We start from the raw sequence: 21,111 nt of genomic DNA, 5'->3' as shown, positions 1-21,111 counted from the left end.
CCAGAACCGGAACGGATTCGATACCCAGATGACGACCACATCGGTACTCGCGGCCGAAAGCGGCGTGCGCGCGGCGGACGTGACGTACGCCGCGGCCTCAGGGGTGTTCTCGATCACCTGGCTGATGATCGGCCTGCCGCTGCTCGGTGCCGCGGTGCTGCTGCTCGGCGGACGCAGGACGAACCGCTGGGGCCACCTGCTCGCCGTCGCGCTGTCCTGGGGCGCGTTCGTCGTCGCGCTGGTCCTGTTCGTCGCGATGCTCGGGAAGCCGTCCGAGGAGCGCGGATACGTCCAGAACCTGTACAGCTGGATCTCCGCCGGGTCGTTCAAGCTCGAGGCCGGGCTGATGCTCGACCAGCTGTCGGTCGCCTTCTGCCTGCTGATCACCTTCGTCGGCTCGCTGATCCTGGTCTACTCCGTCGCGTACATGGAGCACGACCCCGACCGGCGCCGGTTCTTCGCGTACCTGAACCTCTTCGTCGCCTCGATGCTGCTGCTCGTCTTGGCCGACAGCTACCTGCTGCTCTACGTCGGCTGGGAGGGCGTCGGTCTGGCGTCGTACCTGCTGATCGGCTTCTGGAACCAGAACTCGGCGTACGCGGCGGCGTCCAAGAAGGCCTTCGTGGCCAACCGGGTCGGTGACTTCGGGCTCTCCGTCGCGATCATGATCATGTTCGTGCAGTTCGGCGCGGTGGACTTCCAGTCCGTGTTCGCCGGCGCGGACGGCGCCTCCCAGGGAGCGGTGACCGCCATCGGCCTGATGCTGCTGCTCGGGGCCTGCGGCAAGTCCGCGCAGTTCCCGCTGCAGTCCTGGCTCGGCGACGCGATGGCCGGTCCGACGCCGGTGTCCGCGCTGATCCACGCGGCCACCATGGTGACCGCGGGGGTGTACCTCGTCGTCCGGTCCAACCCCATCTTCAACCTGACGCCGGACGCGCAGCTGGTCGTCGTCATCGTCGGCGCGATCACGCTGATCTTCGGGGCGATCGTCGGCTGCGCGAAGGACGACATCAAGAAGGCGCTCGCCGCCTCGACGATGAGCCAGATCGGCTACATGATGCTGGCCGCGGGCCTGGGGCCGGTGGGCTACGTCTTCGCGATCTTCCACCTGCTCAACCACGGCTTCTTCAAGGCGGGCATGTTCCTCGGCGCCGGTTCGGTCATGCACGGCATGAACGACCGCACGGACATGCGGCGCTACGGGATCCTGTCGACCGTCATGAAGATCACCTGGGTCACCTTCGGACTCGGCTGGCTCGCCATCATGGGGGTGCCGCCCTTCTCGGGCTACTGGAGCAAGGACAAGATCATTGAAGCAGCCTTCGTCGGTGAGGGCTGGCGCCCGTGGGTGTTCGGCGGCGCCGCCCTGATCGGGGCCGGGATCACGGCGTTCTACATGTCGCGGTTGTTCTTCATGACCTTCCACGGCAAGAAGCGCTGGGAGGACGACCAGCACCCGCACGAGTCCTCGCTGGTCATGACCATCCCGATGATGGTGCTGGCCGTCGGCTCGGCGTCCCTCGGCCTGATCCTCGGGCCGACGGGCTGGATCACCGACTGGCTGTCCCCGGTGGTCGGCCACCCGCCGCACGACGAGCCCGTGCTGCCCGTGCCGGTCATCGCCATCGGCACGCTGGTGCTCGTGGCTGTCGGCATCGTCCTGGCGTGGGCGCGCTACATCCGCGAGGCCGTCCCGCAGACCGCCCCCGTGGGCTCCCTGGCGACCCGCGCGGCCCGCCGCGACCTGTTCCAGGACGACGTGAACGAGGCCGTACTCATGCGTCCCGGCCAGCACCTGACCCGTTCGCTGGTCTTCGTCGACAACAAGGGCGTGGACGGCGCCGTCGGTGGTCTTGCCGCGTTCGTGGGCGGCACGTCTGCCCGATTGCGAAGGTGGCAGAACGGTTTCGTGCGGTCCTACGCGCTCAGCATGCTCGGCGGCGTGGTCGTCGTCCTGGTCGCCCTGGCGGTGATCCGATGAACGAGTTCCCGTGGATCACGGTGATCGGTGCCGTCCCGCTGGTCGGCGGTGCGCTGGTGGCGGCGCTGCCCGCGAGCCTGGCCTCGCGCGCCAAGCACGTCGCGCTGGCGGTCTCGGTGCTGACCCTCGCCCTCGTCGTGGCGATGGCGCTGAAGTTCGATCCGAACGGCGCGCAGTTCCAGTTCAGCGAGCAGCACGAGTGGATCAAGCAGTTCGGTGTGAGCTACGCCGTGGGCGTCGACGGCATCGCCCTGGTGCTGATCGCGCTGGCGGCCGCGCTGACCCCGGTGTGCATCCTCGCGGCCTGGCACGACGTCCCCGAGGTTGGTCGCCGCGAGCAGAACTACTTCGCGCTGATGCTGGTTCTCGAGACGTTCATGGTCGGCGTCTTCGCGGCCACTGACGTGTTCCTGTTCTACGTCTTCTTCGAGGCGATGCTGATCCCCGTCTACTTCCTGATCGGGTCCTTCGGTGGCGCGCAGCGCCAGTACGCCGCGGTGAAGTTCCTGCTGTACTCGCTGGCCGGCGGGCTGGTCATGCTCGTCGCTGTCATCGCGCTGTACTTCGCCGGCCCTGGCGGCCCGCAGGGCTTCCTGCTCAGCAACCTGACCGGCCTGCACATGGGCGTGGGTGCCGAGCGGCTGATGTTCCTCGGCTTCTTCTTCGCGTTCGCGGTCAAGGCGCCGATGTTCCCGGTGCACACCTGGCTGCCGGACGCCGCGTCCGAGGCGCCGCCGCCCGTCGCGGTGCTGCTGGTCGGCGTGCTCGACAAGGTCGGCACCTTCGGGATGATCCGGTTCTGCCTGCCGCTGTTCCCGGACGCCGCGAAGTGGGCGACCCCGGTGGTCATCGTGCTGGCGCTGATCTCCATCGTCTACGGCGCGCTGCTGGCGATCGGACAGACCGACGTCATGCGCCTGATCGCGTACACCTCGATCTCGCACTTCGGCTTCATCGTGCTCGGCATCTTCGCGATGACCTCGCCGGGGCAGACCGGCTCGACGCTGTACATGGTCAACCACGGCTTCTCCACCGCGGCACTGTTCCTGGTCGCGGCGATGCTGACGACCAGGCGGGGCTCGCGGCGCATCCCCGACTTCGGTGGGTGGCAGCGGGTCACGCCGCTGGTGGCCGGCGTGTTCCTGGTCGCCGGCCTGTCGAGCCTGGCGCTGCCCGGCCTGTCGAGCTTCGTCAGCGAGTTCCTGGTGCTGGTGGGGACGTTCTCGCGCTACCCGGCGGCGGGGGTGGTGGCGACCGTGGGCATCATCCTGGCGGCCATCTACATCCTGCTGATGTACCAGCGCATGATGACGGGGCCCAAGCCCGAGTCGGCCGCCGGCACCCACGACCTGACCGCCCGCGAGGCGTGGGTCGTGGCGCCGGTGATCGCGGCCATCATCGGGCTCGGGTTCTTCCCGAACGTGGTGCTGGACGTCGTCAACCCGGCCGTGAAGCACACCATGACCCAGGTGGGGGTCACCGACCCGGCACCGAAGGTCGCCCCCGAAGCTGAAGGGACCGCGAAGTGACCGCCGCGCTGGTGACGGCCGAGGTGCACGCGCCCTCGATCTCCTACCACCTGGTCGCCCCGATGCTCATCGTGCTGGGGGGCGCGCTGCTCGGCGTGCTGGTCGAGGCCTTCGCGCCGCGCCGGTCGCGGTACGTCATCCAGGTGCCGCTGACCCTGGTCGCGCTGGCCGCGGCGTTCGTCGCCGTCGTCCTGGCGTCCGGGCACACCAAGTCCACGACGGCAGCCGGTGCCGTGGTCGTGGACGCACCGGCCCTGTTCTTCCAGGGCACCATCCTGCTGCTGTCGCTCCTCGCCGTGCTCACCATGGCCGAGAGGTTCGACGGCAACGAGGGGGACGCGTTCGTCTCCACCGCGGCCAGCGTCCCCGGCTCGTCGTACGAGGCGTCCAGCTCGCGCGCCGGGTGGCTGCAGACCGAGGTGTTCCCGCTGACGCTGCTGTCCGTCGGCGGCATGATGCTCTTCCCCGCCTCGAACGACCTGCTGCTGCTCTTCGTCGCCCTCGAGGTCTTCTCGTTGCCGTTGTACCTGCTCTGCGGGCTGGCGCGTCGCCGGCGCCTGCTCTCCCAGGAGGCCGCGCTCAAGTACTTCCTGCTCGGGGCGTTCTCGTCGGCGTTCTTCCTGTTCGGCTCGGCCCTGCTGTTCGGCTTCGCGGGCTCGCTGAACCTCAGCGCCATCGCGACCGCGATCAGCAGCCGCGGCGACGCCGACGCGCTGATGCTGATCGGCGTCGCGATGGTCTCGATCGGCCTGCTGTTCAAGGTCGGCGCGGTGCCGTTCCACGCCTGGACGCCGGACGTCTACCAGGGCGCGCCCACTCCGGTCACCGGCTTCATGGCGGCGTGCACCAAGGTGGCCGCGTTCGGCGCCATGCTGCGGGTCTTCTACATCGGCATCGGGCCGTCGCGCTGGGACTGGCAGCCCATCATCTGGGCGGTGGCCATCGCCACGATGATCATCGGCTCGGTGCTCGCGATCACCCAGACGGACATCAAGCGCATGCTCGCCTACTCCTCGATCGCGCACGCCGGCTTCATCCTCGTCGGGGTGCTCGCGTTCGACCGCACCGGTCTGGCCGGCTCGATGTTCTACCTCGCGGCGTACGGCTTCACCACGATCGGCGCGTTCGCGGTGGTCACGCTGGTGCGGGACAGCGCGGGGGAGGCCACTCACCTGTCGCAGTGGGCCGGGCTGGCCCGCCGTTCGCCGGTGCTGGCGGCCGTGTTCACCTTCTTCCTGCTCGCCTTCGCCGGGATCCCGCTGACGTCGGGCTTCACCGGCAAGTTCGCCGTGTTCTCGGCGGCGATCGGGCACGGTGGCACCTGGCTGGCTGTGGTCGGCGTCGTGTGCAGCGCGATCGCGGCGTTCTTCTACGTCCGGATTATCGTGCTCATGTACTTCTCCGACCCGGACGTCGAGGGCACGGTGGTCGCCGCGCCCAGCGCGTTCACCACGGTGGCCATCGGTGTCGGCGTCCTGATGACCCTGGTGCTGGGGGTGCTGCCCGGACCGCTGCTGGACCTGGCGAGCCGGTCGGCACTGTTCCTGCCGTGAGCGCCGCCCCGGGCGGCGCGAGCTCCTTCGGGCTGCCCTTCGACGACCCGGCGCTCGAGGCCACGGTCGAGGAGGCGATGGCCCGGGTCGAGGCGTCCCTGCGCGAGTCGGTGGGCCACGTGGACAACTACATCGCCACCGCGGCGGGGCACCTGCTCGAGGCTGGCGGCAAGCGGTTCCGACCCCTGCTGACCGTGCTGTCGTCCCAGGCGGGACCGCACGCCGGCAAGGTCCTGGACGATGTCGTCAAGGCCGCGGTGGTGGTCGAGCTGACCCACCTCGCGTCCCTGTACCACGACGACGTGATGGACGAGGCGCTGCTGCGCCGGGGCTCGCAGAGCGCGAACTCGCGGTGGGGCAACACGGTCGCGATCCTCACCGGGGACCTGCTGTTCGCGCGCGCGTCGCAGGTGGTCGCCGACCTGGGGGCCGAAGCCGTTCGGGTGCAGGCCATGACCTTCGAGGTGCTCTGCTCGGGGCAGATCCGCGAGACGGTGGGTCCGGCCGAGGGGCAGGACCCGGTGGAGCACTACCTGACCGTGCTGGCTGAGAAGACCGGCGTCCTGATCGCGACGTCCTGCCGGTTCGGTGCCTGGTTCGGCGGGGCGGACGACGCGACGACCGAGATCCTGCGGGTGTACGGCGAGCGGATCGGCGTCGCGTTCCAGCTGGCCGACGACCTGATCGACCTGGCGTCGGAGTCGGGCCAGTCCGGCAAGACCCCCGGGACCGACCTGCGCGAGGGGGTCGCGACCCTGCCCGTGCTGTACGCCCAGGAGTCCACCGACCCGGCGGACGCCCGGCTGCTGGAGCTGCTGGCCGGCCCGCTGACGGACGACGCGCTGCACGCCGAGACCCTGGGTCTGCTGCGGGCGCACCCGGCGATGGAGCGGGCCCGGGTGACCACCCGGCAGTGGGCGCAGGACGCCCGCGCGGTGCTCGAGGCGCTGCCGCAGGGCCAGGTCCGCACGGCGCTGTCGCTGCTCGCCGACGGCGTCGTCGACCGCTCCGCCTGACCTTCCCGCTCCGCCGCCCACCACCCCGAATAGCGGCCTATCCGGGCTCACTCGGCGTCGTCCAGCCCGAATATGCCGCTTTCTGGGGTGACGGCGGGCGATGGCGGCCTGACAAGTGACTGGCGTGGCGCTTGACGGGAATGTCCGGATAGCCGCAGAATGTGCGAGCTGGGCGTCGTGGGGCCACAAGGGACGTCCAGCAGGAGGGGTGATCGTGGACGTCGCGTTGCTGCACGCCTTCGTGCAGGTGTCAGAGATCGGGTCCATCTCGGAGGCCGCGCCCGCGCTGGGGTACTCCCAGCCGGGACTGAGCCAGCGGATCCAGACGCTCGAGCGCCGGTTGGGCTGTCGGCTGTTCGAACGTGGTCCGCTCGGGGTGCGGCTCACGGACCGGGGTGAAGCGGTGCTGCCCTATGCCCGCATCATGATCGGGGTGGCCGACGCCTTGCGGGCCGAGGCGCGGCGGGACTGACGGACGGCGTCCACGGTCAGGACGACGAGCGCCGCCCAGACGATCCCGAAGCCGACCCATCGCGAGGGTGGCACGGTCTCGTCGAGGACCAGCACGCCGCAGATCAGCTGCAGCACCGGGGTGATGAACTGCAGCAGGCCCATGGTGACCAGTGGCACCCGCCGCGCTCCGGAGGCGAAGAGCAGCAGCGGGACGACGGTGACGATGCCGGTCGAGGCCAGCAGCAGCCAGTGCCCGGGAGCCTGCTCGGTGAACGTGCCTCGTCCGGTGACCTCGAGCCAGACCATGGCCGCAGCGGCCAGCGGGAAGAGCACCGCGGTCTCGGTCGTCAGGCTGGCGACCGCGCCGACGTTGACCCCGACGCGCTTCTTGAGCAGCCCGTAGGTCGCGAACGAGAACGCCAGTGCGAGGGCGATCCACGGCGGGTGCCCGTACCCGGCGGTGAGGACGACGACCGCGACCGCCCCCAGGCCGACGGCCGCCCACTGCAGCCCGCGCAGCCGCTCACGCAGCACGACGACCCCGAGCAGGACGGTGACCAGCGGGTTGATGAAGTAGCCGAGCGCGGCCTCGACGGCCTGGCCGCTGTTGACCCCGTAGACGTACACGCCCCAGTTCACGGCGATGCAGGACGCCGCCAGGGCCAGCCACGCGACCTGTCGGGGGTTGCGCAGCATCGCCCGGACCCAGCCGACCTGCCGGGTGACGGCCAGGATGACGAGGCAGACCAGCAAGGACCAGACGACGCGGTGCACGACGATCTCGATGGCACCGGCCGGGATGAGCGCGTGGAAGTACAGCGGGAAGATGCCCCACAGGAGGAAGGCGCCAGCGCCGTACGCCGTGCCGAGTCGGACGTCGCGGGTGTCGTCGGGGTCGGGACTGCTCACGCCCCGGCGCCGACCGTCCACGTGTCGTTGCCCGAGATGAGCGACTGCAGCGCCTCGGTGGTCGGCGGGCCGTCCGCACTGGCGGTGGTGACCTGCTCGCGCACCAGGTCGTCGTACGTGGCCCGGTCGACGTCCCGGAAGACCCCGACCGGCACGTGCGCCATGTCGGGGGTGTCCAGCCGCGAGATGGCGAAGGCGAGCGTCGGGTCGTCGGCGTGCGCGTCGTGCGTGACGACGTCCGCCGGGTCGGCCTCGGTGGCCGGCACGACGCCGAGGCGCCCGTTCCGCCCGCGGATGACGACCTGCTGGCCCTCGCCCTCGCCGATGGTCAGGGGCTCACCGTGCCGCAGGTGCAGGAGCCGGGCCTCGGCGGAGTCGCGGTCCTTGAGGACCGCGAACGCGCCGTCGTTGAAGATGGGGCAGTTCTGGTAGATCTCGACCAGGGCGGTGCCCCGGTGCTGGGCGGCGGCGCGCAGAACCTCGGTGAGGTGCTTGCGGTCCGAGTCCAGGGTGCGCGCGACGAACGTCGCCTCGGCGCCGAGGGCGAGCGACACCGGGTTGAACGGGTTGTCGACCGAACCGGCCGGCGTCGACTTGGTGACGGTGCCCGGCTCGGACGTCGGGGAGTACTGCCCCTTGGTGAGCCCGTAGATCCGGTTGTTGAACAGCAGGATCTTCAGGTTCACGTTGCGCCGCAACGCGTGCACGAGGTGGTTGGCGCCGATGGACAGCGCATCGCCGTCCCCCGTCACCACCCAGATCGACAGGTCGGGCCGTGACACGGCGAGCCCGGTCGCGATGGCCGGCGCGCGGCCGTGGATCGAGTGCATGCCGTAGGTGTTCATGTAGTACGGGAAGCGACTGGAGCAGCCGATGCCCGAGATGAACACGACGTTCTCGCGACGCAGGCCGAGCTCCGGCAGGAAGCCCTGCATCGTGGCCAGTACCGCGTAGTCGCCGCAGCCCGGGCACCAGCGCACCTCCTGGTCGGAGGTGAACTCCTTCTTCGTCTGTGCCGCAGCGCCTTCCGGCAACGTCGGCACGTCGGCCAACCCGGACGTGCGGCCCGGCATGCCGAGGTCGATGCTCATGCCTGCTCCTTCAGCTCGCGGGCGTCGGTGGCGGCGAGCTCGGTGACGGCCGAGCTCAGCACGCCCACCAGCTCGTGCGTCGTGAACGGCATCCCGCGCACCTGGTTGTAGCCCTGCACGTCGACCAGGAACCGCCCGCGCAGCAGCAGGGAGAGCTGCCCGAGGTTCATCTCGGGCACGATCACCCGACGGTAGGCGCGCAGCACGTCGCCGGTGTTGGTGGGCATGGGGTTGAGGTGGCGCAGGTGCGCCTGGGCGATCCGCAGGCCGCGGCCGCGGGCCTCGCGGACGGCGGCCGAGATCGGCCCGTACGTCGAGCCCCAACCGAGTACCAGGACGTCGGCGGTGCGGCCGCTCGCATCTGCGGGGTCGTCGACCACGAGCGGCCCCGCCGAGTCGGCGATGCCGTCGACCTTGGCCTGGCGCAGGCGCACCATGCGGTCGTGGTTGGCGGGGTCGTAGGAGATGTCCCCGGTGACGTCGGCCTTCTCGATGCCGCCGACCCGGTGCTCCAGCCCCGGCGTGCCCGGCACGGCCCACGGCCTAGCCAGCGTCTGCGGGTCGCGCAGGTAGGGGTGGAACACGGGCCTGCCGGCGTCGTCCGTCGCGTTCGGTGAGGTGGCCAGCTCGACCGTCATGTCAGGGATCGCGTCGATGTCCGGGATCCGCCACGGCTCGGAACCGTTGGCCAGGTAGCCGTCCGAGAGCAGCAGCACCGGCGTGCGGTACGTCGTGGCGATCCGGACCGCCTCGATCGCGGCGTCGAAGCAGTCCGCGGGCGAGCTCGGGGCCACGATCGGGACCGGCGCCTCACCGTTGCGGCCGTACATCGCCTGCAGCAGGTCGCTCTGCTCGGTCTTGGTGGGCAGGCCGGTCGACGGGCCACCGCGCTGGACGTCGCAGATCACCAGGGGCAGCTCGAGCGAGACCGCGAGGCCGATCGTCTCGGACTTCAGGGCGATGCCCGGGCCTGACGTCGTGGTCACGCCGACGGCGCCGCCGAAGGCCGCGCCGAGCGCCGCCCCGATGCCGGCGATCTCGTCCTCGGCCTGCAACGTCGTGACGCCGAAGCGCTTCAGCCCGGACAGCGCGTGCAGGACGTCGGACGCCGGGGTGATGGGGTACGAGCCGAGCACCAGCGGGCGACCGACCCGGTGCGCGCCCACCACCAGGCCGAACGCGAGCGCGGCGTTCCCCGTGATGTTGCGGTACGTCCCGGCCTGCATCGGCGCCGGCGCGATCGAGTAGCGGACCGCGAAGTCCTCGGTGGTCTCGCCGTAGTTCCAGCCGGCGTGCAGCGCGGCCAGGTTGGCCTTGAGGATCTCCGGCTTCTTGGCGAACTTGGCGTGCAGGAAGGACTCAGTGCCCTCCGTCGGCCGGTCGTACAGCCACGACAGCAGCCCGAGGGCGAACATGTTCTTCGCCCGTTCCTTCTCCTTGCGGGTCAGGTCGTAGTCGGCCAGCGCCTCGACGGTGATCGAGGTCAGCCCCACGGCGTGCACGTGGTACGAGTCGAGCGAGCCGTCGTCCAGCGGGTTGGCGGCGTAGCCGACCTTCGCCAGGTTGCGCTTGGTGAACTCGTCGGTGTCCAGCAGCACCATGGCGCCGCGTGGCACGTCCAGGATGTTGGCCTTGAGGGCAGCCGGGTTCATCGCGACCAGGACGTCCGGCGCGTCACCGGGGCTGAGGACGTCGTGGTCGGCGAAGTGCAGCTGGAAGCTGGAGACGCCGGGCAGGGTGCCCTGCGGGGCGCGGATCTCGGCCGGGAAGTTCGGCAGCGTCGACAGGTCGTTGCCCAGGGCCGCCGTCTCGGAGGTGAACCGGTCCCCGGTGAGCTGCATGCCGTCGCCGGAGTCGCCAGCGAAACGGATCACCACTCGATCGAGCTTGCGGACCTGCTTGCCACTCGTGGGGTGCTTCATCTGCGCCGTCATCGCCTCGCTGAACCGGAAACATGCTTCCTACGCCATCGTAGGTCGCCCACGATGCGGATGCTCGTCTGACCGGCATCTGGACGGGAGAAGTTTCGGTCCATGGCGGCCGATCGGGAGTAACGTGTCGTGCCGCAGGGGTACGACGTTCGCGCAGGGAGTGGGCGGTACGCGGGCACACAGCGGATACCAGCACGAGGCGCTGCTCTACTCCGGCGACTCGCAGTTCCTCGACGGCATCGTGGGGTTCGTCCGGGACGGGCTCGAGCTCGGGCAGCCGTGCCTGGTCGCGGTGCCCCGCCCCCGCCTCGCGGGCCTCGCGGACGCCCTCGGCAGCGACGCCCGCGACGTGCAGCTCGTGGACATGACCGACCTCGGCGACAACCCGGCCCGGATCATCCCGGCGTGGCGTGAGTTCCTGGACCGGCAGGGCCCGCACGGCACCCCCGTGCGCGGCGTCGGTGAGCCCATCTGGTCCGGCCGGGCCGACGCCGAGCTCGCCGAGTGCGCGCTGCACGAGGCACTGCTCAACGTCGCCGTCGGGCCTGACGAGCCCCTGTGGCTGCGCTGCCCCTACGACGTGGCCCGGCTGGGCGACGGCGCGCTGCAGGGGGCGCGACAGAGCCACCCCGCGGTGATCGAGGGCGGCAGCCGCCGCACCAGTCAGGCGTACGGCGGAGCGGACCTCGTCGACGAGCTGTTCGCGGCATCGCTGCCCGACCCGCCGTCCGAGCACCTGTGCCGCGAGTTCGCGAGTGGTGACCTGGTCGACCTCCGCCGCCAGGTCGGGTCCTACGCGCGCGCCGCCGGGCTGGCCCCCATGCGGACCGATGACCTGGTGCTGGCCGTTGCCGAGCTCAGCACGAACAGCCTCCGGCACGGGGCCGACCACGGCGTGCTGCGGATCTGGCGGACGGACGAGCACCTGGTGTGCGAGGTCCGGGACGACGGGCACATCGGCGACCCGATGATCGGACGCCGGGCCCCGGGCACCGACCACGAGGGCGGCCGCGGGGTGTGGATCGCCAACCAGCTGTGCGACCTGGTGCAGGTCCGCTCGTCCGACCAGGGCACCGTGGTCCGGGTGCTCGTGCGGTTCGGCCCGACCACCGTCGGCCCGACGACCGACTCGCTAGGGTGACGGCGTGCAGGAGCTGCCGCCGTACGCCGTGGTCGGACTCGTCGTCCTGACCGGCGTCGCGCTGTTCCTCGCCGGCACCCAGGGCACCCGTCTGCTGCGGCCGACGGCCCCCACGCCCGGCAAGCTGACGACGTACGAGTGCGGCGTCGACCCCGTCGGCGACGGCTGGGCGCAGTCGAACATCCGGTACTACCTGTACGCCTACCTCTACGTGGTGTTCGCGGTGGACGCGATGTACCTGCTGCCGTGGGCGACCGTGCTCACGCTGCCCGGTTTCGGCTGGCGCACGCTCGTCGAGATGGGGGTCTTCCTCGCCGTGCTGGCCGTCGGGTTGGCGCACGCCTGGCGGCGCGGCCTGCTGCGCTGGGTCTGAGCGGGTCCGGTCGGGCGAAGAACCCACCCGAACCCCTTCTGAGGGCGGCGCCGTCCCCCTAGGATTCCGTCGACCCGGGCGGCCACGGTGGCCGGCGCCGCGTCGGGGAGAGTCGATGCGCCGGTCGTCCGTGCTCGCTGTCGTGGCGGCTGGCGTGGGCGTCGTGCTGGTCCCGCTGGCCACCCCCGTGCGGTCTGCTCGGGCGGACGTCGCCCCCTACCCGCCGGCGGCCACGGCGGTCGCCGACCCGGTGGGCACCCAGGTGGTGCCCCGCCGGTTGGACAGTGACCCGGTGCCCTCGCCGATCCTGGCGGCGTCGGCCGCCAACCGCCTGCTCCAGGTGCTCGACGTGAAGGGGTGCCCGCGGCTCGCGTGGCAGCAGCACGACCAGGCCTCGCACATCTGGGACGACGGCGCGGCCTGCCCGCAGGTGCGTGGGGTGTGGTCGTCCGAGGGACGGGCGGTCGTCGATCTCGGCGCTCCGGGCTCCGTCGTCCTGGCGGACCTGTCCACGGGTTCGGCGAGTCTCGTGGAGCGCATCGCGGGCGCCACCATGCTCGCCGCGACGCCGGACGGCTGGGTCGACTGGGACGCAGCCAGCGCGTCGGTGGTCCGCCACCACCTGGATGGCACGTCCGAGTCAGTCCCGCTGCCGAGCATGCTCGGTGGCGACCTGACCCTGCCGCCGCAGCCGCCGACGGACGCGCGCGGGCCGGCCGCGGCCGACGCGACCGGGGTCGTGGCGGTCCTGGACTTCAGTGGCAGGGCGCGCCTGGTCTGGCTGCCGTTCGACGGCTCGACGGCCACGGCGCTCACCTCCGGGTTGGCACCGGAGGCTCGGGTCTGGGTGACGGAGCACTCGGTCGTATGGCGCGACTCAGCCACGACCAGCTACCTGGCGCGCCGCCCGAAGACGGGCGGGACGTCGGTCTTTCGCAGCGTGGGTACCGGCGTGCAGAGCGTCGCGGTCGACGACGTGTCCTGGGCGTGGACCAGCCGGGACGCGTCCGGCGTCCGGCACGGCTTCGTCGCCGGCCTGGACCGGACCCTCCCACCGGTGCGGATCGGCGACCTCCCGGCCACGTCGGTGGCCTCGGACGGGACCGACTACTGGATGACGGTCGGCGCGCAGGGCCGGCCCGCGGAGGTCTACCGGGTGAGTCGGAGCGGGGTCAGCGACCGCGTCGCCGACCTGGGGCCCGCGTGGCAGCGGGTGCGGGAACTCGCCTTCGACGGTTCGAACGCCAGCTGGCTGGTCGCCCAACCCGCCGACCAAGCTGCCGACCAGCCGGTGTCGTCGGTTCTGGTGCCGGCGTCCGGGGCGGTCGGCGCCGAGGTCCGGACCCTGTCTCCCGCAGCCGACGAGACGTCGGCGTTGTCCGGCGCCTCGGGCCGGTTGGCGTTCGTGGGGGCGGGACCTGAGGTCAGCGTCGTCGACCTCACCCCCGCCTCTCCCGTCCTGGTCGGCTCGTTCGCGGCCGGTGGCGCGACCGGACCGGTACCCGACCTGACCGCCCGGACGGTCCTGGTGAACGGCGCGATGCGCGACTTCGCCGGGACGTCCTACGGGAACGCGCTGGGTGCGGTGACCGGCGCCCTGTTCGGCCGCAGCTTCGTCTGGTCGACCGACGACGGCGCGGTCTGGCGACGGGTGGGTGCCGGCAACGTCGTGCCGGTGCTGCCGGCGGTGTGCTCGACGCACTGCCCCGCGAGGGTCGGGATCTGGGGTGACACCGCAGTGGTGCAGCCAGCTTCGGGGCCCCTGCTGGTCGTGTCGCTGCGGACCGGTGAGCGGCGGGAGCTGCCGGCCATCGAGGACCTGCCCGACCCGGCGGGCAGTACCGCCGGTCCGCGACCGCTCGAGCTCGAGGACGGAGTCCTCGCCTGGGTCGCGCCGACCGGGACGCGCGAGGGGACGGTCCGGCTGATGGACCTGCGGGCGAGCGAGCCTCGACCGGTGGACGTCGCCCGGGCCATCGTGCTGCCGGGTCAGGCGTCGGTGCAGCTGGCCGGCGGCAAGGTCGCCTGGGTCGGGCTCTCGGACGGCGCGATCCGGCTGGCGCCCGCCGCCGCCGCGGTCGGCCGACCGGTCGGCGCTGCCCTCGTGGACTCCTCCGTCCCGCCATCGGCGTTCTCCCCCAACGGGGACGGCCGCAGCGACACGTGGTCGGCCGCGGGCGAGGCGTCGGCCCCGCTGGCCTCGGTTCGGATGGAGCTGCGTCGGGGGACGACGCTCGTGGCCTCGGTGCCGGGGACGTCGACGGCCGGTCGTTGGACTGTGCGGTGGGACGGTCGCTCGTCCAGCGGCGCCTGGGCCGCGGACAGCCCGTACACGTGGCGCCTGGTGGCGACGGCGGTGAACGGGCAGCCCGTGCTCGATCCGGCGACGGGCGCCCCGCCGTCCGGCACGGTGAACCTGCGCCGGGTGCTGCCGAGGGTCACCATCACCGCACCGGCCGTGTCGGCGACCGCCGTGACCGGCATCCCGTTCCCGGTCCGCTGGGGCACCACCACGACGCAGCCGAGCTGGTCACCCGTGACCTACCAGGTCCGGGTCCGTCCTTACTGGGACGGCGGCCCCGTCGTCGGCACGGCCCCCTGGCGCTACCTGCCCGCCACCACGGCAACGCGCACGACGTTCGACTACCGGCGCTACGCCGACACCCTCGGCTGGCCGGAGCCCGCCTGGCAGCTGCAGGCCCGGGCGGTGGCCCCCGGCGGCGCCACGGGGCCGTGGTCGGCCTCGGCGTACGCGAGCGTGCCGGTCGACGACGCCCAGCGGGGTGGTGGTGCCGTCCGGTACTACGGCAGCTGGACGGCGCAACGCGTCGCGGGTGCCTTCCTGGGGACCCAGCACCGGACCTCGGCTCGGGGTGCGTCCGTCTACTTCCGGATCCAGAACAGGGCGGGTCACGTCTCGGCAGTGATGACCACGTGCCCGGCGTGCGGCCGCGTCCGGGTCTGGGTCGACAACGCGTACCCGATCTACGTGGACACGTACTCCCGCACGGTCGGCCGCCGCAAGGTGGTGCTCACCCGGACGACCCGCTCGAGGAACGAGCCCTACGTCACGATCGAGAACCTGGCGACCAGGGGCCGGCCCTTCGCGTACGTCGACGCTGTCGCGTTCCAGCCCTAGCGGCGCCTACTTCGGCGGGAGCGAGCGGGCGAAGGCGAGCCCGACGTCCACCCACTGCTGCAGGTCCGCGTCGTCGTCGACCGCCTCGGGCTGCACGTGCAGCCAGCCGTCCATCGCACGGCCGCGCATCTCGAACGGCCGCACGTGCGGGCGGCTGGTCAGGTCCGGTGCATCGGCCGGGTCGATCCGCAGCAGCAGGCCGCCCTGGCCGCTGGCGCTCACCGCCAGGTGGCCGTGCACCAGGAAGGCCAGTCCGCCGAACATCGCCTTCTCGCTCAGCCCCGGCTCACCCGCGACGGCCTGGCGGATCCGCTCGGCCAAGCGCTCGTCGTACGCCATCACTCCAGTATGGCGGCCGGACCGTCCGGCGGCTCCTCGCCCCACGGGCGTACGGTCGTCCGCGTGCGCCCACCGGACACGGCCTTCGCCGACCCCCGCCTTGCCGTCCTGTACGACGTCTTCGACGACGACCGCCGCGACCTCGACGCGTACGAGGCCATCGTGGACGAGGTCGGTGCCAGGACCGTCGTCGACATCGGGTGCGGCACAGGGTCTCTGGCTGTACGGCTCGCTGCACTCGGCCTGCGCGTCATCGGGGTCGATCCGGCCCTGGCGTCGCTCGAGGTGGCGCGGTCGAAGCCGCACGCCGACCAGGTCGAGTGGGTGCATGGTGATGCCACCGTCCTCGATGGGCGGCCCGTCGGGGCCGACCTGGCCGTGATGACGGGCAACGTGGCCCAGGTGTTCGTCGACGACGCGGACTGGTCCGCGACCCTGGACTCGGTGCGGGGGTGCCTGCGTAACGAGGGCTGGTTCGTCTTCGAGACGCGCAGGCCGCAGGCCCGCGACTGGGAGCACTGGGACATCGCCCCGACGTCCGTGGTGCTGCCGTCGGGCGAGCGAACGGTCGTCTCGCGCACGGTGATCGCGGTGGAGCCGCCGTTGGTCACGTTCGAGTCGACCACGGTCGTCGCCGGTGAGCAGGTGACCTCCGCGTCGACCCTGCGCTTCCGGGAGCCCCAGGAGATCGAGGACGACCTAGCGGGACACGGGTTTCGGGTCGTCGAGGTGCGTGAGGCGCCGGACCGCCCCGGCAAGGAGCTCGTGTTCGTCGCGCGCCGCGGCTAGAGCCGGCCGGCGTCCACGACGCGGCGCAGGAACTGCTGGGTGCGTACCTCGCGCGGGTCGCCGAACACCTGCTCGGGCGGGCCGGACTCGCAGACCTGCCCGCCGTCCAGGAAGACCACCTGGTCCGCGACGTCGCGGGCGAACGACATCTCGTGCGTCGCCATCAGCATGGTCATGCCGTCGTCCTTGAGGTCGCGCAGCATCGCGAGCACCTCGCCGACCAGCTCGGGGTCGAGCGCGCTGGTCACCTCGTCCAGCAGCATGAGTACGGGCTTGGTGGCCAGCGCCCGGGCCACCGCGACGCGTTGCTGCTGACCGCCGGACAGCTCGTCCGGCCACGCCTTCGCCTTGTCCTGCAGGCCGACCCGGCGCAGCAGGGCCATCGCCTCGTCCTCGGCCTGGTCGCGGCTCACGCCGTGCACCTTGCGCGGGGACAGGGTGATGTTGTCCAGCACCCGCAGGTGCGGGAACAGGTTGTACGCCTGGAACACGATGCCGATCCGGGCCCGGACGGCGTCCGCGTCGACCCTGGGGTCGGCGACGTCGTCCCCGGCCAGCTCGATCACGCCGTCGTCCACCACCTCGAGGAGGTCGATGCAGCGCAGCAGCGTGGACTTGCCTGATCCTGACGCGCCGATCAGCGCGATGCACTGGTGCGGGTCGACGTCCAGGTCCAGACCATTCAGGACGACGTTGCTGCCGTAGGCCTTGCGCAGCCCCTGGACGCGCAGCAGGTGCTCACTCACGGCACACCTCCCGCGCCCTGCCAGCCCTGCCGCCGCGCCACCCGGTCGGTCAGCCGGGTCAGCGGGATGGTCAGCAGCACGAAGCAGATGCCGGCCACGACGTACGGCGTGAAGCTCGCGTACTCGGCCTGCGCGATCTGCGCGGCCCGGATGGCGTCGATGACGCCGAGGATGGAGATCAGGCCGGAGTCCTTCTGCAGGCTGACCAGGTCGTTCAGCAGGGGCGGGACGACGCGCCGAACGGCCTGCGGCACGACGACGTACCGCATGGTCTGCGGGTACGACAGGCCGAGCCCGCGGGCCGCGGCCAGCTGGCTCGGGTGCACGGACTCGATGCCGGCGCGGAAGACCTCGGCGACGTACGACGAGTACGTGAGCACCAGGGCCACGCAGCCGTAGAACAGCACGCTGCTCGGCAGCCCCTGCAACCGCAGGCCGGGCACCCCGAAGCCGACCAACAGCAGCACCAGCAGCAACGGCATGCCACGGAACAGGTCGACGTACGCCGTCGCGAAGGCGCGCAGCGGGAAGAACACCGGCCCGCGCAGGGTGCGCATGATCGCCAGCGCCATCCCGAAGATCAGGATGAAGACGGCGCACACGACCATGATCCGGACGTTCAGCCAGAGCCCGACCAGGATGTCCGGCAACGAGGCCTTGGCGACGTCCCAGTCGAAGAAGCTCGCCTTGACCCGCGGCCAACCGGGGCTGTTGACCAGCACCGTAAGCACGACACCGACGACGACCAACGTGCTGACCAGGCCGATCAGGGCCGATCGGGTGGCCCGCCGACGCCGGTAGGCGAGCCGGTCGACCTGGCGGGCCGACGGCGCGTAGCCGCTCACGTCGGTCGCGCTCACTTCAGCACAGGCGCCCCGGCCGTGCTGGTCAGCCACTGCTGCTCGAGCTTGTCCAGGGTGCCGTCGGCGCGCAGCGCGTCGACCGCCTGCGAGACGCACGCGGTGAGTGCGCTGCCCTGGTCCAGCACCATGCCGAACTGCTCGGGCGTGCCCGTCGTCGGGATCTGGCCGACGAGCTTGCCGTCCTTCAGGTCGGCGGCGGCCAGGTACAGGCCGGTGGGCAGGTCGACGACCAGGGCGTCGATCTGACCGTTCTGCAGCGCGGCCTTCGCGTCGTCGTTCGTGTTGTAGACGGCGACCTTCTGCTCGGGGTCGATCGTCTGGGTGGCGGCGGTGTAGCTGGTCGTGCCGACCTGCGCGCCGAGCTTGAGCTTCTTCAGGTCCGCGATGCTGGTGGCGCCGTCGGCCTTGCTGCCCTTGACGGTCACCACGGCCTGCGCGACGTCGTAGTAGCCGGACGAGAAGTCCAGGTTCTTCTTCCGCTCGGGCGTGATCGAGATCTGGTTGATGTCGACGTCGAAGGTCTTGGGGCCCGGGGCGGTGGCCTGGTTGAAGCTGACGACCTCCCACTTCACGTCGGGTTGCGCGAAGCCGAGCTTGCCGGCCACCGCGTAGGCGACGGCGGACTCGAAGCCCTTGCCGTTGCTCGGGTCGTCGTCGACGAACCAGGGCTCGTAGGCGGGCTTGTCGGTGCCTACCGTGAAGGTGCCCTTGGTGTGCGTCGCCAGGCTGTCCTTGGTGCACGCGGCGGTGGTGGCGCTGCCGGACGAGGACGCCGACGGGCTGTCGTCCTGGGGGGCGCAGGCCGCCAGCGCGGCGACGGTCGCTGCGGTCAGGACGGCGGCGAGGGGGAGGCGCAGCAGGCGAGCAGGCACGGGGAACTCCGGGTGTGTGGCGAGGCGGGGCAGCGACCACGGTACGAGCGGGGGTTCACGCCCCTGGAAACCGTCTCAGATGCCGGACGATGCGTCCACGCTTTGCGGTGAAGTGCCCCGATCGGTGCGGCACCGCGGACGCGCCCGGCGCGGCGCTAGGGTGAGCGCCGTGGCTGTCGACCTGCCTGCGCCGCGCGTGGGGCCCCTGTCCGAGGCGGCGCCGCGCCCGCTGCGGCTGGTGCTGAACTGGGGCCGCCGGTACAGCCTGTGGGTGTTCAACTTCGGCCTGGCCTGCTGCGCGATCGAGTTCATCGCGGCGTCCATGGCTCGGCACGACTTCATCCGGCTCGGCGTGATCCCGTTCGCACCCGGGCCGCGGCAGGCCGACCTGATGGTGGTCAGCGGCACCGTCACGGACAAGATGGCCCCCGCGATCAAGCGGCTCTACGACCAGATGCCCGAGCCGAAGTACGTCATCTCGTTCGGTGCCTGCAGCAACTCCGGCGGCCCCTACTGGGACTCGTACTGCGTCACCAAGGGTGTCGACCAGCTGATCCCGGTCGACGTGTACGTCCCGGGGTGCCCGCCCCGGCCGGAGGGCCTGCTGCACGGCATCCTGCGCCTGCAGGAGAAGATCGCCGGCGAGTCGCTCAGCGGGGCAGCGATCGCGGCGCGACGTCGTCCGGTCTCCGCCGCGCAGGTGAGCCGCCCGCTGGTCGGCCCGGACGACGGCGGTCCGCTGGCGCCCGCCGGAACCGGCTCGTGAGCAGCCCGCAGGACGCGGGCGAACGCCTCGCCGCGGCTCTCGGGCTGGACGACCTGCTCGCCTCCGCGGACGGCCAGGGCACCGTGTGTCTCGACGTGCCCGTCGAGCGCTGGCACGACGCGCTCGGCTGGGCGCGCGACGAGCTGGGGCTGGACTTCTTCGACTGGCTGTCCGCCGTCGACGAGCCTGAGGTCGACCCCGCCGCGGTCGACGTCGTCGTCCACCTGGCGTGCTCGATCCCGTTGCCGGACGGCGGGGTGGCGCGGCTGCTGCTGCGCACCCGGGTGCCAGCCGACTCGGCCACGCTGGCCAGCGTGAGCGACCTGTGGCCCGGGGCGGCGTGGCACGAGCGCGAGACGCACGAGATGTTCGGGCTGGACTTCAGTGGGTTCCAGGACGGCACGGATCTCGGTCTGCGCCCGCTGCTGCTGCCTGACGGCTTCGAGGGCACGCCGCTGCGCAAGTCCTTCGTGCTGGCCGCGCGGGCCAGCAAGCCGTGGCCCGGCGCGAAGGAGCCGGGTGAGAGCGACGCCGGCACCTCGCCGTCCCGCCGCAAGATGCTCCCCCCGGGCGTGCCCGACCAGCAGTGGGGGCCGCGCGATGAGTGAGGTCGTCGAGACCCTCGTGCGGGTGGTCGGCGTGCTGGCCGCGTTCCTGGTGCTACCGCTGCTCGTCGGGCAGACCGAGCACAAGGTGATGGCGCACATGCAGGGCCGGCTCGGGCCGATGTACGCCGGTGGGTTCCACGGCTGGGCCCAGCTCGTCGCGGACGGCGTGAAGTTCCTGCAGAAGGAGGACATCACCCCGGCGGCCGCGGACGGCAAGGTCTTCCGGCTCGCCCCGGCCATCGCGCTGGTGCCGTACCTGGTGGCGATGGTGGCGATCCCGCTCGCGCCGGGCGTGGTCGGTGCCGACCTGGACGCCGGGCTGCTCTTCGTCCTCGCGGTCAGCGCGGTCGGGGTGCTCGGCACGTTGATGGCCGGCTGGAGCAGCGCGAACAAGTACGCGCTGCTCGGCGGGCTGCGGACGGCTGCCCAGCTGCTGTCCTACGAGCTGCCGATCGTGCTGGCGGCCAGCAGCGTCGCGATGGCGGCCGGGACGTTGTCGCTGACGGGCATCGGCGAGGCCTGGCAGCCGTGGTGGCTCATCTGGCAGCTGCCCGCCCTGGTCTGCTTCGTGGTGGGCGGCGTCGCGGAGATCACCCGACCGCCGTTCGACATGCCGGTGGCCGACTCCGAGATCGTGTTCGGGCCGTACACCGAGTACACCGGCCTGCGCTTCGCGTTCTTCCTGCTCAGCGAGTACGCCGGGATCGTCGTCCTGTCGGCGCTGACCGCGGTGCTGTTCCTGGGCGCCTGGCAGGGACCGTTCAGCGACCAGCTCGGCTGGCTGTGGACACTGCTCAAGACCGGTGTCGTGGCCGTGCTGGTGATCTGGATCCGGGTCGCCTGGCCGCGGCTCCGTGAGGACCAGCTGCAGCTGCTGGCCTGGAAGGTGCTGGTCCCGCTGGCGCTGCTGCAGCTCGCGATCACCTCCGTCGTCGTCGTGGCGATGGGATGAGCCCGATGAGCCTGACAGGATGCTGCCGTGGATGAGCGCGAGCCTGACGCACCGGCCCCC

General features: G+C 71.5%; 19 protein-coding genes. 12 read left to right on the top strand and 7 right to left on the bottom strand.

Features of this window, described 5'->3' with window-relative positions; genetic code table 11:
- Window positions 1-28 precede the first annotated feature (28 nt).
- The 5 genes from nuoL (at window position 29) to ABEB17_RS05170 (ending at window position 6,551) form a co-directional block, all read left to right on the top strand.
- The gene (nuoL, locus tag ABEB17_RS05190) at window positions 29-1,981 is read left to right on the top strand and encodes an NADH-quinone oxidoreductase subunit L (RefSeq protein WP_345715524.1); all 1,953 of its coding nucleotides are present in this window, start codon (window positions 29-31) and stop codon (window positions 1,979-1,981) included.
- Window positions 1,978-3,510, top strand: coding sequence for an NADH-quinone oxidoreductase subunit M (locus ABEB17_RS05185; protein WP_345715523.1), 1,533 nt, complete (start codon window positions 1,978-1,980; stop codon window positions 3,508-3,510). The genes nuoL and ABEB17_RS05185 overlap by 4 nt, the downstream gene beginning before the upstream one ends.
- On the top strand, window positions 3,507-5,063 hold the full coding sequence (gene nuoN, locus ABEB17_RS05180) for an NADH-quinone oxidoreductase subunit NuoN (RefSeq protein WP_345715522.1): 1,557 nt from the start codon (window positions 3,507-3,509) through the stop codon (window positions 5,061-5,063). The genes ABEB17_RS05185 and nuoN overlap by 4 nt, the downstream gene beginning before the upstream one ends.
- Window positions 5,060-6,079, top strand: coding sequence for a polyprenyl synthetase family protein (locus ABEB17_RS05175; RefSeq protein WP_345715521.1), 1,020 nt, complete (start codon window positions 5,060-5,062; stop codon window positions 6,077-6,079). The genes nuoN and ABEB17_RS05175 overlap by 4 nt, the downstream gene beginning before the upstream one ends.
- Before the next feature lie 214 nt (window positions 6,080-6,293).
- On the top strand, window positions 6,294-6,551 hold the full coding sequence (locus tag ABEB17_RS05170) for a LysR family transcriptional regulator (protein WP_345715519.1): 258 nt from the start codon (window positions 6,294-6,296) through the stop codon (window positions 6,549-6,551).
- Here ABEB17_RS05170 and rarD read toward each other — a convergent pair.
- The 3 genes from rarD to ABEB17_RS05155 are packed head-to-tail and all read right to left on the bottom strand — an operon-like array spanning window position 6,491 to window position 10,454.
- Window positions 6,491-7,441, bottom strand: a complete 951-nt coding sequence (gene rarD / locus ABEB17_RS05165) for an EamA family transporter RarD (RefSeq protein WP_345715518.1) — start codon at window positions 7,439-7,441, stop codon at window positions 6,491-6,493. The two genes, ABEB17_RS05170 and rarD, sit on opposite strands and share 61 nt — an antisense overlap.
- The gene (locus ABEB17_RS05160) at window positions 7,438-8,532 is read right to left on the bottom strand and encodes a 2-oxoacid:ferredoxin oxidoreductase subunit beta (protein WP_345715517.1); all 1,095 of its coding nucleotides are present in this window, start codon (window positions 8,530-8,532) and stop codon (window positions 7,438-7,440) included. Before ABEB17_RS05160 ends, rarD begins: the two co-directional genes overlap by 4 nt.
- Window positions 8,529-10,454: a 2-oxoacid:acceptor oxidoreductase subunit alpha gene (locus tag ABEB17_RS05155; protein ID WP_345715516.1), complete on the bottom strand. Its 1,926-nt coding sequence runs from the start codon at window positions 10,452-10,454 to the stop codon at window positions 8,529-8,531. The genes ABEB17_RS05160 and ABEB17_RS05155 overlap by 4 nt, the downstream gene beginning before the upstream one ends.
- Window positions 10,455-10,587: 133 nt before the next feature.
- Between ABEB17_RS05155 and ABEB17_RS05150 the strand changes: the two genes are divergently transcribed.
- The 3 genes from ABEB17_RS05150 (at window position 10,588) to ABEB17_RS05140 (ending at window position 15,116) form a co-directional block, all read left to right on the top strand.
- Window positions 10,588-11,604 (top strand): anti-sigma factor RsbA family regulatory protein, encoded by a 1,017-nt coding sequence (locus tag ABEB17_RS05150; protein WP_345715515.1) that lies wholly within the window; start codon window positions 10,588-10,590, stop codon window positions 11,602-11,604.
- A gap of 4 nt (window positions 11,605-11,608) precedes the next feature.
- Entirely contained in the window at window positions 11,609-11,977 is a 369-nt protein-coding gene (locus ABEB17_RS05145) for an NADH-quinone oxidoreductase subunit A (RefSeq protein ID WP_378227044.1), read from the top strand.
- A gap of 115 nt (window positions 11,978-12,092) precedes the next feature.
- Window positions 12,093-15,116: a hypothetical protein gene (locus ABEB17_RS05140; protein WP_345715514.1), complete on the top strand. Its 3,024-nt coding sequence runs from the start codon at window positions 12,093-12,095 to the stop codon at window positions 15,114-15,116.
- 6 nt (window positions 15,117-15,122) lie between these two features.
- Here ABEB17_RS05140 and ABEB17_RS05135 read toward each other — a convergent pair whose 3' ends face one another.
- Entirely contained in the window at window positions 15,123-15,455 is a 333-nt protein-coding gene (locus ABEB17_RS05135) for a TfoX/Sxy family protein (protein WP_345715513.1), read from the bottom strand.
- Between the two features lie 63 nt (window positions 15,456-15,518).
- Here ABEB17_RS05135 and ABEB17_RS05130 point away from each other — a divergent pair, with 63 nt between their 5' ends.
- Window positions 15,519-16,244, top strand: a complete 726-nt coding sequence (locus ABEB17_RS05130) for a class I SAM-dependent DNA methyltransferase (protein ID WP_345715512.1) — start codon at window positions 15,519-15,521, stop codon at window positions 16,242-16,244.
- Here ABEB17_RS05130 and ABEB17_RS05125 read toward each other — a convergent pair.
- The 3 genes from ABEB17_RS05125 to ABEB17_RS05115 are packed head-to-tail and all read right to left on the bottom strand — an operon-like array spanning window position 16,241 to window position 18,725.
- Window positions 16,241-16,990 (bottom strand): amino acid ABC transporter ATP-binding protein, encoded by a 750-nt coding sequence (locus ABEB17_RS05125; RefSeq protein WP_345715511.1) that lies wholly within the window; start codon window positions 16,988-16,990, stop codon window positions 16,241-16,243. The two genes, ABEB17_RS05130 and ABEB17_RS05125, sit on opposite strands and share 4 nt — an antisense overlap.
- Complete coding sequence (locus ABEB17_RS05120) at window positions 16,987-17,850, bottom strand: amino acid ABC transporter permease (RefSeq protein ID WP_345715510.1); 864 nt, start codon at window positions 17,848-17,850, stop codon at window positions 16,987-16,989. The genes ABEB17_RS05125 and ABEB17_RS05120 overlap by 4 nt, the downstream gene beginning before the upstream one ends.
- Window positions 17,847-18,725: an ABC transporter substrate-binding protein gene (locus tag ABEB17_RS05115; protein WP_345715509.1), complete on the bottom strand. Its 879-nt coding sequence runs from the start codon at window positions 18,723-18,725 to the stop codon at window positions 17,847-17,849. Before ABEB17_RS05115 ends, ABEB17_RS05120 begins: the two co-directional genes overlap by 4 nt.
- 169 nt (window positions 18,726-18,894) lie before the next feature.
- On the opposite strand from ABEB17_RS05115, the gene ABEB17_RS05110 reads away from it, so the two are divergent.
- Genes ABEB17_RS05110 through ABEB17_RS05100 form a run of 3 tightly spaced genes read left to right on the top strand, consistent with a single transcriptional unit; the run spans window position 18,895 to window position 21,051 of the window.
- Window positions 18,895-19,491, top strand: coding sequence for an NADH-quinone oxidoreductase subunit B (locus ABEB17_RS05110; protein WP_345715508.1), 597 nt, complete (start codon window positions 18,895-18,897; stop codon window positions 19,489-19,491).
- Window positions 19,488-20,099, top strand: a complete 612-nt coding sequence (locus ABEB17_RS05105) for an NADH-quinone oxidoreductase subunit C (RefSeq protein ID WP_345715507.1) — start codon at window positions 19,488-19,490, stop codon at window positions 20,097-20,099. Before ABEB17_RS05110 ends, ABEB17_RS05105 begins: the two co-directional genes overlap by 4 nt.
- A complete protein-coding gene (locus tag ABEB17_RS05100; protein WP_345715506.1) occupies window positions 20,092-21,051 on the top strand; it encodes a complex I subunit 1/NuoH family protein in 960 nt (319 codons plus the stop codon). Before ABEB17_RS05105 ends, ABEB17_RS05100 begins: the two co-directional genes overlap by 8 nt.
- Window positions 21,052-21,111: the final 60 nt, after the last annotated feature.

The sequence above is a fragment of the Angustibacter luteus genome (assembly GCF_039541115.1).
GTDB lineage: Bacteria > Actinomycetota > Actinomycetes > Actinomycetales > Angustibacteraceae > Angustibacter > Angustibacter luteus.
The sequence above is the reverse complement of the archived record's forward strand: the minus strand, read 5'-3'. Positions and strand labels throughout refer to the sequence as shown.

What these genes read in the sequence shown, in the direction of transcription:
- ABEB17_RS05140 (WP_345715514.1), top strand. Translation starts at nt 12,093, where the DNA reads ATGCGCCGGTCGTCCGTGCTCGCTGTCGTGGCGGCTGGCGTGGGCGTC.
- nuoL (WP_345715524.1), top strand. Translation starts at nt 29, where the DNA reads ATGACGACCACATCGGTACTCGCGGCCGAAAGCGGCGTGCGCGCGGCG.
- ABEB17_RS05185 (WP_345715523.1), top strand. Translation starts at nt 1,978, where the DNA reads ATGAACGAGTTCCCGTGGATCACGGTGATCGGTGCCGTCCCGCTGGTC.
- ABEB17_RS05155 (WP_345715516.1), bottom strand. Translation starts at nt 10,454, where the DNA reads ATGAAGCACCCCACGAGTGGCAAGCAGGTCCGCAAGCTCGATCGAGTG.
- ABEB17_RS05100 (WP_345715506.1), top strand. Translation starts at nt 20,092, where the DNA reads ATGAGTGAGGTCGTCGAGACCCTCGTGCGGGTGGTCGGCGTGCTGGCC.
- ABEB17_RS05135 (WP_345715513.1), bottom strand. Translation starts at nt 15,455, where the DNA reads ATGGCGTACGACGAGCGCTTGGCCGAGCGGATCCGCCAGGCCGTCGCG.
- ABEB17_RS05160 (WP_345715517.1), bottom strand. Translation starts at nt 8,532, where the DNA reads ATGAGCATCGACCTCGGCATGCCGGGCCGCACGTCCGGGTTGGCCGAC.